This is a genomic window from Pseudoxanthobacter sp. M-2 (assembly GCF_046156265.1).
Taxonomy (GTDB): domain Bacteria; phylum Pseudomonadota; class Alphaproteobacteria; order Rhizobiales; family Segnochrobactraceae; genus CAMDHY01.
The window spans coordinates 1097249-1112801 of the sequence record NZ_JAWDIR010000011.1 but is presented as its reverse complement, the minus strand read 5'-3'; the positions used below and the strand labels follow the sequence as shown (position 1 = coordinate 1112801).

At 72.0% G+C, this 15553-nt stretch carries 13 protein-coding genes; 8 read left to right on the top strand and 5 right to left on the bottom strand.

The window, feature by feature from the left end; genetic code table 11:
• Positions 1–23: 23 nt before the first annotated feature.
• The 3 genes from RUR49_RS10140 to RUR49_RS10130 all read right to left on the bottom strand — a co-directional run bounded on the left by RUR49_RS10140 (position 24) and on the right by RUR49_RS10130 (position 4218).
• Positions 24–1301, bottom strand: a complete 1278-nt coding sequence (locus tag RUR49_RS10140) for an MFS transporter (protein WP_409146234.1) — start codon at positions 1299–1301, stop codon at positions 24–26.
• Between the two features lie 44 nt (positions 1302–1345).
• A complete protein-coding gene (locus RUR49_RS10135) occupies positions 1346–3520 on the bottom strand; it encodes a malate synthase G (protein ID WP_409146233.1) in 2175 nt (724 codons plus the stop codon).
• A 119-nt stretch (positions 3521–3639) separates the two neighbouring features.
• Positions 3640–4218, bottom strand: coding sequence for a DNA-3-methyladenine glycosylase (locus tag RUR49_RS10130; protein WP_409146232.1), 579 nt, complete (start codon positions 4216–4218; stop codon positions 3640–3642).
• A gap of 174 nt (positions 4219–4392) precedes the next feature.
• Between RUR49_RS10130 and RUR49_RS10125 the strand changes: the two genes are divergently transcribed.
• From RUR49_RS10125 to RUR49_RS10115, 3 genes are all read left to right on the top strand, one after another.
• Entirely contained in the window at positions 4393–5508 is a 1116-nt protein-coding gene (locus RUR49_RS10125) for a Tim44 domain-containing protein (protein ID WP_409146231.1), read from the top strand.
• A gap of 229 nt (positions 5509–5737) precedes the next feature.
• Positions 5738–7537, top strand: coding sequence for a DNA helicase RecQ (gene recQ / locus RUR49_RS10120; protein ID WP_409146230.1), 1800 nt, complete (start codon positions 5738–5740; stop codon positions 7535–7537).
• Positions 7538–7587: 50 nt separating this feature from the next.
• Complete coding sequence (locus tag RUR49_RS10115; protein WP_409146229.1) at positions 7588–8316, top strand: sulfotransferase family protein; 729 nt, start codon at positions 7588–7590, stop codon at positions 8314–8316.
• Positions 8317–8325: 9 nt separating this feature from the next.
• On the opposite strand, the gene RUR49_RS10110 is transcribed toward RUR49_RS10115, so the two are convergent.
• Together RUR49_RS10110 and tpiA are read right to left on the bottom strand one after the other, a co-directional pair.
• On the bottom strand, positions 8326–9018 hold the full coding sequence (locus RUR49_RS10110) for an alpha/beta fold hydrolase (protein WP_409146228.1): 693 nt from the start codon (positions 9016–9018) through the stop codon (positions 8326–8328).
• A gap of 39 nt (positions 9019–9057) precedes the next feature.
• Positions 9058–9828, bottom strand: a complete 771-nt coding sequence (tpiA, locus tag RUR49_RS10105) for a triose-phosphate isomerase (RefSeq protein WP_409146377.1) — start codon at positions 9826–9828, stop codon at positions 9058–9060.
• 187 nt (positions 9829–10015) lie between these two features.
• On the opposite strand from tpiA, the gene RUR49_RS10100 reads away from it, so the two are divergent.
• The 5 genes from RUR49_RS10100 to glp are packed head-to-tail and all read left to right on the top strand — an operon-like array spanning position 10016 to position 15476.
• Entirely contained in the window at positions 10016–11911 is a 1896-nt protein-coding gene (locus RUR49_RS10100) for a SurA N-terminal domain-containing protein (protein ID WP_409146227.1), read from the top strand.
• Between the two features lie 13 nt (positions 11912–11924).
• Positions 11925–12941, top strand: a complete 1017-nt coding sequence (gene trpD, locus RUR49_RS10095) for an anthranilate phosphoribosyltransferase (protein ID WP_409146226.1) — start codon at positions 11925–11927, stop codon at positions 12939–12941.
• A gap of 5 nt (positions 12942–12946) precedes the next feature.
• Positions 12947–13756, top strand: a complete 810-nt coding sequence (gene trpC / locus RUR49_RS10090) for an indole-3-glycerol phosphate synthase TrpC (RefSeq protein WP_409146225.1) — start codon at positions 12947–12949, stop codon at positions 13754–13756.
• 5 nt (positions 13757–13761) lie between these two features.
• Entirely contained in the window at positions 13762–14265 is a 504-nt protein-coding gene (gene moaC / locus RUR49_RS10085; RefSeq protein WP_409146224.1) for a cyclic pyranopterin monophosphate synthase MoaC, read from the top strand.
• Positions 14262–15476 (top strand): gephyrin-like molybdotransferase Glp, encoded by a 1215-nt coding sequence (gene glp, locus RUR49_RS10080; protein WP_409146223.1) that lies wholly within the window; start codon positions 14262–14264, stop codon positions 15474–15476. The genes moaC and glp overlap by 4 nt, the downstream gene beginning before the upstream one ends.
• Positions 15477–15553: the final 77 nt, after the last annotated feature.

The following is a 15553-nucleotide window of genomic DNA, read 5'->3' as shown; positions in this document are numbered from 1 at the left end:
TCAGCCGAAAGATCGGGTGTGGTTCACGGCGGCAGCGGCCGTCCGAGGGTCTCGTGCAGAAAGCGGGTGGCGAGGAAGGAGACGGCGCCGGCGGCCATGACGAAGTAGGCGGGCGCGATCTCCTCGCCGGTCGTGGCGATCAGCCAGGTGGCGAACAGCGGCGACAGCCCGCCGATGACGCCCATGCCGATGTTGAAGGCGAGCGCGATGGCGGTGACGCGAACCCGCCCGCCGACCGCCTCGACCATAACGGCCGGCTGCACGCCGAAGGCGCCAACGATGACAACGAAGCCGAGTTGCCCGAGGAAGGCGCCCACGAGGCCGCCGTCCCGCATCAGCAGGAACAGCGGCACGGCGAGGACGACGGCCGCGGCGGTCGCGCCTGCGAGAATCGGCAGGCGGCCGATCCGGTCGGACAGCCAGCCGAAGGCGACGAGGAGCGCGACGAGGATCACCATGTTGAGGGTGTTCATGGTGAGGGCGACCGAGGGGCGTATTCCGTCCGCCTCCTGCAGCCAGCTCGCGAGAAAGACGAACGCAACGTAAAAGCCAACGGCGTTGAAGGCCGTCAGACCGATCAGCGTGAGGATCACCCGCGGGTGCCGCTGCACCGCTTCCTGCACCGGCAACCGCACCGGACCGGTCGGCTCGGCACGGGCCGGCTCGGCGAGATGGCGGCGCAGCAGGTAGCCAGCCGCGGCGAGGAGAATGCCGGCCAGGAAGGGGAGCCGCCACGCCCACGCCGCCACCGCCTCGTGGCCGAAGACGTCGAGCAGCAGCGCCGCGGACGCCGACGCCAGCAGGATGCCGGACACCGCGCCTCCGGCGCAGCAGGCGCCGTATAAGCCGCGCCGGTGAGCGGGCGCGCTCTCGACGAGGAACACCATCGAGCTCACATATTCGCCGCCGACGGACAATCCCTGGACAATGCGCAGGACGACGAGCAGCACCGGTGCCGCGACCCCGATCGTGTCATAGGAGGGCAGCAGGCCGATCAGGACCGTCGGCACCGCCATGCCGACGACCGAGACGAGCAAAGCCGGCTTGCGTCCGTAGCGGTCGCCGATGTGGCCGATGAGGATGCCGCCGAGCGGCCGCATCAGGAAGCCGACGGCGAACACCGCAAAGGTGGCGAGGAGCCCCGCCACCGCATCCTCGGAGGGGAAGAAGTTCGCGGCGATGAAGGTAGCGAGATAGCCGTAGACGGCGAAGTCGTACCACTCGAGCACGTTGCCGATCGTGCCGGCGGCGATCTGGCGGGCCGGCGACGGTGCCGGCCCACCCGTTGCGTCCGTCGCCACCATCCCGCCTCCCCCAGCGCCGCAGCGACCCGACCGGGCCGTCGTCAGGCCGCCAGTGCCTTCGCCTCTTTCCGGCGCTGGTGAAGCAGCGGCTCGGTGTAGCCGCTCGGCTGCTCGCGGCCCTTGAAGACGAGGTCGCAGGCGGCCTGGAAGGCGACGCCGTCGAAGGCGGGCGCCATCGGCCGGTAGAGCGGGTCACCGGCGTTCTGCTGGTCGACGACGGCCGCCATCCGCTTCAGCGCCTCCATCACCTGCTCCTCGCTGCAGATGCCGTGGTGCAGCCAGTTGGCGATGTGCTGGGAGGAGATGCGCAGCGTCGCCCGGTCTTCCATCAGCCCGACGTCGTGGATGTCCGGCACCTTCGAGCAGCCGACGCCCTGGTCGATCCAGCGCACGACGTAGCCGAGGATGCCCTGGCAGTTGTTGTCGAGCTCCTGCTGCACTTCCTCCTCCGACCAGTTCGGCCGGTCGGCGAGCGGGATCGTCAGGATGGCATCGAGCGAGGCGCGCTGGCGCTTCGACAGCTCCTCCTGGCGCTTCGCCACGTCCACCTCGTGATAGTGGATCGCGTGCAGGGTCGCGGCGGTCGGCGACGGCACCCAGGCGGTGTTGGCGCCGGCCTGCGGGTGGCCGATCTTCGCCTTCAGCATCGCCGCCATCAGGTCCGGCATCGCCCACATGCCCTTGCCGATCTGCGCCCGCCCGCGGAAGCCGCAGGCGAGGCCGACATCGACATTGCGGTCCTCGTAGGCCGCGATCCACGGCGTGCCGCGCATGTCCGCCTTGCGGATCATTGGGCCGGCCTCCATCGAGGTGTGGATCTCGTCGCCGGTGCGGTCGAGGAAGCCGGTGTTGATGAACACCACCCGGTCCTTCGCCGCGGCGATGCAGGCCTGCAGGTTGACGGTGGTGCGCCGCTCCTCGTCCATGATGCCCATCTTGAGGGTGTTGGGCGCCATGCCCAGCACGTCCTCGATGCGGCCGAACAGGCGGTTCGCGAAGGCGACCTCCTCCGGCCCGTGCATCTTCGGCTTGACGATATAGACCGAGCCCGCCCGGCTGTTGCGGGGGCCGGCCGCCTTGTTGAGGTCGTGCAGCGCGATCAGCGACGTGACGAGACCGTCGAGGATGCCCTCAGGCGCCTCGGAGCCGTCGGCCATCTTCACCGCGTCCGTCGTCATCAAGTGGCCGACGTTGCGGATGAGCATGAGGCTGCGGCCCGGCAGCGTCAGTTCGCCACCGTCCGGCGTCACGTAGGAGCGGTCGGGGTTGAGCGCGCGCTCGACCGTGGTTCCGCCCTTCGGAAAGGCCGCCGTCAGCGTGCCCTTCATCAGGCCGAGCCAGTTGCGGTAGACGGCGACCTTGTCCTCGGCGTCGACGGCGGCGATCGAATCCTCGCAGTCCTGGATGACGGTCATCGCCGATTCCAGCACGACGTCGGCGACGCCGGCCGGGTCGTCCTTGCCGATCGCATGGTCGCGGTCGATGACGATCTCGGCGTGCAGGCCGTGGTGCTTGAGGAGCACGATGTCCGGGGCGCCGGGGTCGCCCGCATAGCCGGCGAAGCCCGCCGGATCGGCGAGGCCGACGCTGCGGCCGTCCTTCATCGAGACGGCGAGCTTGCCGCCCTCGACCGCGTAGCCGGTGGCGTCGGCGTGCAGGGCACCACCGGCGAGCGGTGCGACCTGGTCGAGCAAGGCCTTCGCGAAGGCGACGACCTTGGCACCGCGCTTCGGGTTGTAGCCGCGGCCGCGCTCCGCGCCGTCGGTATCGGGGATGGCGTCGGTGCCGTAGAGGGCGTCGTAGAGGCTGCCCCAGCGGGCGTTGGCGGCATTCAGCGCATAGCGGGCGTTGAGGATTGGCACGACGAGCTGCGGGCCAGCGACGCGGGCGATCTCGTCGTCGACCTTGCCGGTCGCGACCTCGAAGGCCGGCGCGTCGGGCAGCAGGTAGCCGATCTCGGCGAGGAATGCCTTGTACGCGGCCGCGTCGTGCGGCTTGCCGCGGCGGGCGCGATGCCAGGCGTCGATCTCGCGCTGCAGGCTCTCGCGCTTCTCGACGAGCGCGCGATTGACCGGGGCGAGTTCGGTGAAGACATCCGAGAGGCCCTGCCAGAAGCGGGACGGGTCGACGCCGGTGCCGGGAAGCGCCTCCTTCTCCACGAAGTCGCTGAGCTCGCGGGCGACGTCGACGCTGCCGTGGCGGACATACTCGGTCATGACGGCTTCTCTCCCTCGGTCGTGTTCTGGTCGCTCGACGGCGATCTTGACCGCTCCTTATGCCAAGGCTGTCCGACAAGCAAAAGCGTTGAAGACGGCTGATCACTTTTGCCAGAGCGTCAAAGGCCGCCGGCGGCGCCCCTACCGAAGGGGCGGCTGACGAAGGGCGATCCGGCGAGCCCGAAGCGCAGCGGCGCGTCGGCTGCCTTGGAGATGCCGATGCGGCGGTCGACCGCCAGCGCGACTGGCTCCAACGGCCACGAGAATTCGAACGGCGCGGCATCCAGCGGCAGTCCGTCGTGCGCGCCCGTCACGGCGAGCGCCTGGCAGAGGCGACCCGGCCCCGCGCAGAGTAGTCGGTCGGCAACGCCGCCCCGCCGCGCCCGCATCGCCTCGAGGCCGAGTTCGGGCTTGATGGCCCGGATCAGCACGGCACTGCCCTCCCCCGGCACCCCGCAGACGACGTTGAGGCACCAGTGGATGCCGTAGGAGCGGTAGACGTAGGCGCGCCCCGGTGGGCCGAACATCGCGGCGTTGCGCGGGGTCTGGCCGATGAAGGAGTGCGAGGCCGGGTCATCGCAATGGTAGGCCTCGGTCTCGACGATCGTGCCGCCGACGCCGGCGACGAGCAGTCGAGCGCCGACGAGTGCCTGGGCGACCGTCACGACGTCCCGCGAGAAAAGCGAATCCGGCGGCACGCGCGCGCTCCCGAAGGCTGGATTTTCAGTCGATCAAGCGGAGCGGCTCTCGCAACCCGTCGCGCGCTTTCCTATATCCGACTTCATTCGGTCACCGGAAACCCGGCGGCCACACCGTTCGTTTCTCGATCGGCCCAAACGGGCGGTGGCACCACGAGGGAGACTGCTGGACCGATGAACAAGTTCCTGTCCCGGACCGGCCGCGTCGCCGCCGCGCTCCTGCTCGCCGTCGGCACGCTGGTGGTCGTCGTCGACCACGCCGATGCCCGCCGCGCTGGCTCGTTCGGCTCCTTCGGCAGCCGCGGCGCGCGCACCTTCCAGGCGCCGCCTCCGACCAACATCGCCCCCCGCACCGGCGCCCCGATCGAGCGCACGATGACGCCGCGCCCGGCGCAGCAGCCCGGTGCCGCCGCGCAGCCCGGCGGCGCGGCGGCGGCTGCGCAGCGCCCCGGCATGTTCGGTGGTGGCTTCCTCGGCCCGCTGCTCGGCGGCCTCGCCCTCGGCGGCCTGTTCGGCATGCTGATGGGCAACGGCCTCGGCGGGGCCGCGGGCTTCCTCGGCCTGCTCCTGCAGCTCGCCCTGATCGGCGGCGTCATCTGGCTGGTGATGCGCTTCTTCCGCAGCCGCCAGCAGGGCTCGACGTCCCGCTATGCGGGTGCCGGCGCAGGTGCCGGGAGCGGCAGCGCCACCGTGCAGCCCGACCTTCGCGGTGTCGACGTCGCACCGGCCCGCGGTCGCAGCGGCATTCCTGCCGCGGGTGGACTGGCCGGTGGGATGTTCGGTGGCGGCGGTCAGCCGGCGGCGAACCAGGGCTCTGGCCCGATGGGCTACGGCGCCACTCCGCCCCCGAGCGAGCGTCTCGGAGACGGCCGCTGGTCGGGTGACGAGATCGGCGTGTCGGCCGAGGACCTCGACACCTTCGAGCGTCTGCTCACCGAGGTGCAGGCCGCCTACAGCCGCGAGGACTTCGGCCGGCTGCGCACCCTGACGACGCCCGAGGCGATGGGCTACCTCGCCGAGGAGATCGGCGAGACCGCAACGAAGGGCCAGCGCAACGAGGTGCTCGACGTCCGCCTGCTCGACGGCGACGTCGCCGAGGCGTGGTCGGAGGACGGTCGCGACTACGTCACCGTCGCCCTCCACTACGAGAGCCGTGACATGCTGCGCGACCGCGCCACGGGCGACCTGGTCGAGGGCAGCGAGGACCCGTCCGAATCGGTCGAGCTTTGGACGTTCGTCCGCGACCCGGGCGCCGACTGGAAGCTCGCGGCGATCCAGTCCGCCGCCTGACGTCCGAGGCGACTGACCACGAGACCGGCGGCCGGGGCGAAATCCCCGGCCGCTTTCGTTTGCGGCACCAAACGAGACATCACGTCCGCACGCCGACGAGCGCGGTCCCCGCCGGCTCCCGGCCGACGTTGTCCACACCTTCCACCACTGCGGCGACAGCGGCCTCCCGCGCGACCGCGGCTTTCGCTAGTCTTCCGGCGCGCTCGAATCCTCCCGACCCCGGTTGCCGATGCCCCCGCCCCTTTCTCCGGATCTTGTCGCCCGCAAGAGCGCAGTGCTGGCGGAGACCTTCGGCTTTCCCGGCTTCCGCCCCGGCCAGGAGGAGGTCGTCGACGCCGTCCTCTCCGGCCGCCACACGCTCGCCGTGATGCCGACGGGCGCCGGCAAGTCGCTCTGCTACCAGGTGCCGGGGCTGGTGCTCGACGGGCTGACGCTCGTCGTCTCGCCGCTGATCGCGCTGATGGACGACCAGATCGCTGGCTTGCGCCTCAACGGCGTCGGCGCCGAGGCGATCCACTCCGGCCGCTCGCGCGACGACAACGTCGCCGCCTGGCGGCGCGTCCAGTCCGGCCAGTCGCGCTTCCTGTTCCTCGCCCCCGAGCGGCTGATGACCGAGCGCATGCTCGCCTCGCTCTCGCGCCTGCCGGTCCGGCTCGTCGCCGTCGACGAGGCCCACTGCATCTCGCAGTGGGGCCACTCGTTCCGCGCCGATTATCTCGGCCTCGGCGCCGTGCGCGAGCACTTCCCCGAGGTGCCGATCGTGGCGCTCACCGCCACCGCCGACGCGGCCACCCGCGACGACATCGTCGAGCGCATGTTCGCCGGCCGCGCCACGGTCTTCGTCGCCGGCTTCGACAGGCCGAACATCTCGCTCACCGTCGCCGAGAAGGCCGACACCGGCGAGCAGATCGCCCGCTTCGTCAAGGCGCGCGCGGGCACCAACGGCATCGTCTACCGCGTCTCGCGCAAGAAGGTGGAGGACACCGCCGAGCGTCTCGCCGGCCTCGGCGTGCGGGCGCTGCCCTATCATGCCGGCCTGCCGCCGGACGTGCGGGCGGCGAACCAGGAGGCGTTCCTGGCCGAGCAGGGCGTCGTCATGGTGGCGACCGTCGCCTTCGGCATGGGCATCGACAAGTCCGACGTGCGCTGGGTGCTGCACGCCGACATCCCCGGCACGCTCGAGGCCTACTACCAGGAGATCGGCCGCGCCGGCCGCGACGGCGAGGCGGCCGAGGCGATGTTGCTCTACGGCCTGGAGGACGTCCGCACCCGCCGCCGTTTCATCGACGAGGTGCCGGAGCCGGACCGCCGCCGCATCGAGGCGCGCCGGCTCGAAGCGATGATCGGCTTCTGCGAGGCCACGACCTGCCGTCGCCAGGTGCTGCTGTCCTATTTCGGCGAGGAAAGCGGCCCATGCGGCAACTGCGACGTCTGCCTCGATCCGCCGGCGGTGGTCGACGGCAGCGCTGAGGCCCGCCTCATCCTGTCGCTGGCGCGCCTGACCGGCGAGCGCTTCGGCGCCGGCCACCTCGTCTCGCTCGCCGTTGGCGAACAGAGCGAGCCGGTGCTCCGGCGCGGCCACGAGAAGCTGCCGGGCTTCGGCGCGGGCGGCGCCCACAAGGCGACCGAGTGGCGCTCGATCGTCCGACAGCTCGTCGCCGGCGGAGCCCTGATGGTCGATTCGACCGCCTATGGCGCGATGCGCCTCACCGACCGCGGCCGTGAGATCCTCGAGGGCGCCGAGTTCACCATGCGGGCCCCGCGCGCCGGCAAGCGCCGCAAGGCGGCACCGGCAGCGATGCCAGTCGGCTCGGTGGACGGGCCGCTTCTCGCCCGCCTGAAGGCGCTGCGGCGCGAACTCGCCGCCGAGCGTGGCGTGCCAGCCTACGTTGTCTTCGCCGACCGCACGCTCGAAGAGATGGCGGTGACGAAGCCGGACAGCCTCGAGGGGCTGGCGAACGTGCGCGGTGTCGGCCAGGCGAAGCTCGCCGCCTTCGGCAAGGCCTTCCTCGCCGCCTTGCGCGGCTGAACGCCTCCCGCCATCTCGACTCACGCCGCGTGAGCGGGCAAAGGAGCCGCGTGACGCCGCGCCTTCACCTCCAGCGCGCCCTCGGGGCGCTCGGCCTGCTGCCGCCGACCCGGGCGTTCATCGTCGTGCCGGCGCTGAAGCTCGCCTATGGCCGCGTGCCGAAGGCGGCCAACTCGTCGATCAAGAACGCCATCGCCCGCCACGTCCCCGTCGACCCGGACATAGACGAGCGCCCGGGCCGCGACCGCTACTGGCAGCGCGGCAGGGACGGCCCCGTCTACATGGCGAGCGCCGGCGAGATGGCCGGCCGAGACGACCTCTTCGTCTTCGCCTTCGTCCGCGACCCGTTCGACCGGCTCGCCTCCTGTTACGTCAACAAGATCGTCGCGCCGCAGACCTTCCCGCCGCTGTTCGCCGAGCTCGGATTCCGCCAGGGGATGACGTTCCCGGCCTTCGTCGCGCGCGTCGCCGCGACACCCGACTCCATCGCCGACGACCATTTCCGCTCACAGGCCTCGATGCTGACGCTGAAGGGCCGCGTCGTGCCGTCCTTCGTCGGCCGCTTCGAGACGATCGGCCCCGACTGGGCAAACGTCCGCGAGACGGTACTCTCCCGCGGCGGCCCGGACCTCGGGGCGCTCCCCCACGTCAACAAGCGCCGCGGCGGCGCCGACGATCTGCCGGCTCTGTTCGCCGACCCGGCCGTCGTCGATCTCATGCGGAAGCGCTACGCCGACGACTTCGCGGCGTTCTATGCGGATCGCAGCGAGCCGGTCTGAGCAGCGGCCTCAACCAGCCAGCCACGCCCTGAGCACTGCCGTCACTGCCTCCGGCCTCTCGATCGTCGAGAGGTGGCCGCAGTCGGGCACGACGACGAGGCGGCTGCCGGCGATGGCCTCGTGCATCTCGCGGGCGAGATCCGGCGGCGTCAGCGCGTCCTCGGCCCCGACCAGCACCAGCGTCGGGCAACGGATGGCGGCAAGGGTCGGCCGCGAATCGGCGCGGCCCATGATCGCCCGCATCTGCCGGGCGAACCGCTCCGCGGCGGTGTCGTCGGCCATCTCGCGGATGACGGCGACGAGGGCCTCGTCATGCAGCCGGTCTGGGTGGACGAGCACGGGCAGCAGCGCCTCGATCACCTCCGGATAGTGGCCATCGGCGATGAGGGAGAGGTGGCGGTGGCGGCGCTCGAGGATCGCCGGCGAATCGGGCCGCGCCATCGTGTCGAGCAGTGCCAGCCGGGTGATGCGCTCAGGTGCCTGCCGCATCATCTCGAAGGCGACGTAGCCGCCCATCGACAACCCGGCGAGAGCGAAGGTGGGCGGCGCCGATGCCAGCGCCGCCGCGGCGATCTCGGCGATGCTCGCGTGGCTGCCGTGATCGACGATGTGCGTCTCGGCAACGTCGGCGAGCACGGCGACCTGCGGCGCGTAGAGGCGCGCCGTGCAGCCGAGGCCGGGCACGAGGAGAAGTGGCGTCATCGTCGTTCCCCTCGTCTTGACCGCGGCTCTACGACCCTTTCAAGCCCGCGTGGGCGCGCCGCGGGCGATGCCGAGGAAGTCGTCGGCCTTCAGGCTCGCGCCGCCGACGAGCGCGCCGTCGACGTTCGGCACGGCGAGGAGCTCCGCCGCGTTGCCGGGCTTCACCGAGCCGCCGTAGAGGAGGCGCAGATCGGCCGCCGCGGAGCCGAAGCGTGTCGTCAGGACCCTCCGGATGGCCGCGTGCATCTCCGCGACGTCCGCGACGGTCGGCGTCAGGCCGGTGCCGATCGCCCACACCGGCTCGTAGGCGACGATCAGCCGTGCGCCGTCGGCGCCGTCCGGGATCGAGCCGGCGAGCTGCTCGGCGACGACGGCGAGCGCCCGGCCGCCATCGCGCTCCGCCCGCGTCTCGCCGACGCAGACGATGGCGGTGAGCCCGGCCCGCCGCGCGGCCTCGGCCTTGGCGCGGACGTCGGCGTCGCGCTCCTTGTGATCCGTGCGCCGCTCCGAGTGGCCGACGATCACTGCCACTGCGCCGGCGTCCGCCAGCATCTCGGCCGACACGTCGCCTGTGTGCGCGCCACTGGCGCGGGCGTGGCAGTCCTGGCCGCCGATCACGATGCCGGAACCGGCGGCGAGTTCGGCGGCGGCGGCCACCAGCGTCGCGGGCGGGCACACCATCAGATCCGCGCGGGCACGCAGCGACGGATCATAGCCGTCGATCATCCGGCGCAGCTCCGGCAGGGCCGCCTTCAGCCCGTTCATCTTCCAGTTTCCGGCGATCAGCGGCCGCACGTCGTCCTCCCGAATGTCTCTCGCGCCCGGTCCGTCCCGGCGTCGTCCCTCGTCCCACCGGGTAGCAGAGCCGGGCCGGCGGGCCAAGCGAGGCCGCAACCGGTTCGCCTTGTCCCTCCGGGTCCGGCTCACTATGATCCGCGCGCTTCGGCCGACCCCGACGGGAGTGCCGCCGTCCCACGACGATTGGAACCATAAGTCCATGCTCGACCAGATGCGCCGCGGCGCCCAGACCTGGGTCGCTAAGATCCTCATCGGCATCCTGGTCGCGAGCTTCGCCGTCTGGGGCGTCTCCGGCTTCCTCGGTGGCGGGGCGACCAACATCATCGTCACCGTCGGCGACACCGAAATCCCGACGGCCCGCTTCCAGCAGGACTACGCCCGCGCCATCCAGGGCTACACCCGCCAGATCGGTCGCGCCCTGTCGCCGACGGAAGCCGCCCAGCTCGGCGTGCCGCAGCAGGTGCTCGGCCGCCTGATCACCGAGGCGACGATGTCGGAGGTGGCGAACGGGCTCGGCCTCGGCCTGTCTGACGCCGAACTCGCGCGCCAGATCAAGACCGACCCGTCCTTCCAGGGCGCCGCCGGCAACTTCGACCGCGAGCGCATGCGGATGCTGCTGCAGCAGAGCGATCTGACCGAGGCGCAGTATGTCGAGGCGATGTTCGGGCTCGCCGAGCGCCGGCAGATCGCCGACGGCCTGATCGGCGGACTGGAGACGCCGAACACCTATCTGGAGGCGGTCAACCGCTACCAGAACGAGGAGCGGACCGTCCGCTATCTGACGCTGCCGCCGTCCGCCGCCCCGGCCCCCGGCGAGCCGACCGACGAGGCGCTCGCGACCTATTTCGAGGCGAACAAGGCGCAGTTCCGCGCACCGGAGTACCGCACCTTCGCCGTCATGCTGGCCGATCCGCAGACGATAGCCGACCCGGCATCCGTCAGCGACGACGAGGCGCGCGCTGCCTACGACCGCGCGAGCGGCCGCTTCGGTACGCCGGAGAAGCGCCGTGTCGACCAGATCGTCTTCCCCGATCGCGCCGCCGCCGATGCCGCCGTGGCGGCGCTTGCCACCGGAACCGCCATCGACGCGATCCTCGCCGAGCGCGGCCTGAAGCCCGGCGACGCCGACCTCGGCCTCGTCGCCAAGACCGACCTGATCGATGCCGCAGTCGCCGACGCTGCCTTCGCGATGGCTGCGGGCGAGACGCGGGTCGTCGACGGCCGCTTCGGCCCGGTGCTGCTGCGCGTCACCGAGATCGCGCCCAGCGCCCGCCAGCCCTTCGACGAGGTCAAGGACACGCTGAAGCAGGAGATCGCCGCCGAGCGCGCCACGGCCGATGTCGCCTCTCTCTATGACGAGGTCGAGGACGCCCGCGCCGGCGGCTCGACGCTCGCCGAGATCGGCGAGCGCTTCAAGATCCCGCTGCAGACCGTGCAGGCGGTCGACGCCACCGGCGCCACCGCCGATGGCACGAAGCCGGCCGTTCCCGGCGGCACGGCGGTGCTCACGGGCGCCTTCGATGCCGACCCCGGCACCGAGCCCGATCCGGTCCAGGTCGATCGCCGCGGCTTCGCCTGGTTCGAGGTGTCGGACGTCATCCCGGCCCGCGACCGCACCCTCGACGAGGTCCGCGACCCGGTCGTCGCGGCCTGGCGCGAGGCGGAGACCGCGCTCGCCCTCGACAAGCTCGCGACCGACGTCGCCGAGCGCATCCGCGGCGGCGAGTCGATCGACGCCGCAGCCACGACGCTGAATGCGACGGTCGCCACGTCGGCGCCCTTCAAGCGCGGCGGCACGGTCGACGGCCTCACTCCTCAGGCCGTCGCCGCGGCGTTCAGTGGCGGCACCGGTACCGTCGCCACCGCGCCGGCACAGGACGGTGGCCGCACCGTGCTGGTCGTCGACCAGATCACCGAGCCTGCCTTCTTCGCCGAGACGCCGGAGATGTCCGAGCTCGGCGGCGAGCTGTCGCGCGCCATCGGCAACTCGCTACTGACCGACTACGTCACCGAGATGGAGCGTACGCTCGGCGTGGCGGTGAACCAGCAGGCCTTCTCGGCGGTGGTCGGTCTCGACCGCGACACCGGGTCCTGAGCGGGCCGCGCCGATGAGTGATCTCAAGCCCTTCATCGCGAAGGTCGCGACCGGCCGCCCGCTCGAGCGCGCGGAGGCGGAGGCCGCCTTCGACGTCGTCATGTCGGGAGCGGCGACGCCGGCGCAGATCGGCGGCCTCCTCATGGCGCTACGCGTGCGCGGCGAGACGGTCGACGAGATCGCCGGCGCCGTCACGGTGATGCGCGCCAAGATGCTGACGGTGGAGGCGCCTGCGGACGCCGTCGACGTCGTCGGCACCGGTGGCGACGGTGCCGGCAGCTACAACGTCTCGACCTGCTCCGCGTTCGTCGTTGCCGCCTGCGGCGTTCCCGTCGCCAAGCACGGCAACCGCGCCCTCTCCTCGAAGTCCGGCGCGGCCGACGTGCTGGCGGCGCTGGGCGTGCGAATCGAGCTGCCGCCGGCGCGCATCTCGCGCTGCATCGCGGAAGCCGGCCTCGGCTTCATGTTCGCCCCGGCCCACCACGCGGCGATGAAGCATGTCGGTCCGGCTCGGGTCGAGCTCGGTACCCGCACCCTCTTCAACCTGCTCGGGCCGCTGTCAAACCCGGCGGGCGTGCGCCGCCAGATGGTCGGCGTCTTCGACGCGGCATGGGTCGAGCCGATCGCCCACGTGCTGAAGACCCTCGGTTCCGAGCGTGCCTGGGTGGTGCACGGCGCCGACGGCCTCGACGAGATCTCCAACACCGGCCCGACGAAGGTCGCCGAGCTGCGCGACGGCACCGTTCGCACCTTCGAGGTGACGCCCGAGGAGGTCGGCCTGCCCCGGGTCTCGATCGACGCCCTGAAAGGTGGCGACGGCGCCGCGAATGCCGCCGCCCTCTCCGCGGTTCTCGATGGAGCCCCCGGCGCCTACCGCGACATCGTACTGATGAACGCCGGTGCGACGCTCGTCGTCGCCGGCCGTGCCGAGACCCTCGGTGAGGGCGTCGTCCAGGCGGCGCAGGCGATCGATTCCGGCGGTGCACGCGCCCGCCTCGACCTGCTCGTGCAGGTCTCCAACGCGGAGTGAGCGCGATGGCCGTCACCGACACCATCGACGTCCTGGAGAAGATCGGCCGCTACAAGCGCGACGAGATCGCCGCCGCCAAGGCCGCCGTGCCGGAGGCGGAGATCCGCCGCCGCGCCGCCGCCGCTTCGCCACCGCGCGGCTTCCTAGCCGCGCTCGAGGCGAAGATCGCCGCCGGCCACACCGCGCTGATCGCCGAGATCAAGAAGGCGAGCCCGTCGAAGGGCCTGATCCGCGCCGACTTCGACCCGCCGTCGCTCGCCCGCGCCTACGAGGCCGGCGGCGCCGCCTGCCTGTCGGTGCTGACCGACGGCCCGTCCTTCCAGGGCCGGCCGGAGTTCCTCGCCGCTGCTCGCAACGAAGTCTCTTTGCCCTGTCTTCGCAAGGACTTCCTCTACGAACCTTACCAGGTCTATGAGGCCCGTGCCTGGGATGCGGACTGCATCCTCGTCATCATGGCCTCGCTCGATGACGACGCTGCCCGCGCCCTTACCGAAACGGCGATCGAACTCGGCATGGACGTCCTCGTCGAAGTCCACGACGAGCGCGAGCTCGACCGGGCGCTGGCCCTGCCCGCCCGGATGATCGGCATCAACAACCGCAACCTGCGGACCTTTGAAACGAGCCTCGAGACGAGCGAGCGGCTGGCCCCGCGCGTGCCGGCCGACCGGCTGATCGTCGGCGAATCCGGCATCTTCACCGCCGCCGACGTCGCGCGGCTGGCCGCCGTCGGCATCCCGGCGATCCTCGTCGGCGAGAGCCTGATGCGGCAGGCCGACGTGACGGCGGCGACGCGCACCCTGCTCGCCCCGGCCTGAGCGACATGACAACCGAGGCGTCCACGCTCACCCACCTCGACGAGACCGGCGCCGCCCGCATGGTCGACGTCTCCGACAAGGACGTGACGAGCCGCGTCGCCGTGGCGCTGGGTGCCGTGCGGATGCTGCCGGAGACACTCGCCCTCATCACCTCCGGGGCCGCCGCCAAGGGTGACGTGATCGCCACCGCCCGCATCGCCGGCATCATGGCGGCGAAGCGCACCCACGACCTAATCCCGCTCTGCCACCCGCTGGCGCTGCAGTCGGTCAAGGTGGAGATCGCCGCCGACGAGGCGTTGCCGGGCCTGCGCGTCACGGCGACTGCCAAGGTCACCGGACGCACCGGCGTCGAGATGGAGGCGCTGACGGCCGCCTCCGTCGCCTGCCTGACGATCTACGACATGGCCAAGGCGGTCGACCGCGGCATGGTCATCGAGGGCATCCGTCTCGCCGCCAAGAGCGGCGGCCGCTCCGGCGACTGGCGCGCCGACGAGGCCAGCCAGCCGTGAGCGCGTCCCCGCTGCTGCCCGTCGACGAGGCGCTGGCGCGCATCCTCGCCCATGCCCATCCAGTCGGCGCCGAGACGGTGCCGGTGGAGCGCGCCGCCGGGCGCGTGCTCGCCGCCGATCTCACTGCGGCCCGCACGCAGCCACCCTTCCCGTCCTCCGCGATGGACGGCTACGCCGTCCGTGGCGCCGATGTCACGCAAGTCGGCCGCCGCCTCCGTGTCATCGGCGCCTCCGTCGCCGGCCGCGCCTTCGACGGCGCCGTCGCCGCCGGCGAGGCGGTGCGCATCTTCACCGGCGCCCCGGTGCCGGCGGGCGCCGACACCGTCCTCATCCAGGAGGACGCCCGGGTTGTGGAGGACGGGGTCATCGAGGTGACCGAGGCCGGCACGCCGGGCCGCCACGTTCGCGCCGCCGGCCTCGACTTCCGCGCCGGCGACGTGCTGGTGCGCGCCGGCACGGTGCTCGACTTCCGCCACGCCTCGCTGGCGGCGGCGATGAACCACGCAACCGTCGAGGTCGTCCGCCGCCCGCGGGTGGCGATCCTCGCGACCGGCGACGAGCTGGTGCTGCCCGGCGAGACGCCCGGCCCCGACCAGATCATCGCCTCCAACCACATCGGCGTCGCCGCCCTGGTCGAGCGCAGCGGCGGCGAGGCCGTCTTCCTCGGCATCGCCCCCGACCGCACCGAGGCGATCGCGAGCGCCGTGCGGCGGGCCGCCGACGACGGCGCCGACGTGCTGATCACGCTGGGCGGCGCCTCCGTCGGCGAGCACGACCTCGTCCGCGACGCCTTCGGGCTCGAGGGACTGTCGCTCGACTTCTGGAAGATCGCCATGCGGCCGGGCAAGCCGCTGATGTTCGGCCGCCTCGGCCCGATGCACGTGCTCGGCCTTCCCGGCAACCCGGTCTCGAGCCTCGTCTGCAGCCTGATCTTCCTGGAACCGCTGGTGCGCGCGCTCGCCGGCCGCGGCGCCACGCCGGTCGCGACCGAGCCCGCCGTGCTCGGTGCCGCGATGGCGAAGAACGACGTCCGCCGCGACTATGTCCGGGCCGCACTGACCCACGACGGTGACCGTCTGGTCGCGACGCCGGCCCGCGTCCAGGACTCCTCGATGATCTCGGTGCTCACCGCCGCCGGCTGCCTGATCGTCCGCGAACCCGGCGAACCTGCCGCCGACGCCGGCGACGCCTGCCGCATCATCCGCCTCTGAGCGCCCGCGTCGCAACCGGACAGCGTGCATCGGCGCGCGTCGTCGGTTAGAACGCCCCCAAACCGAAACCGACCGCG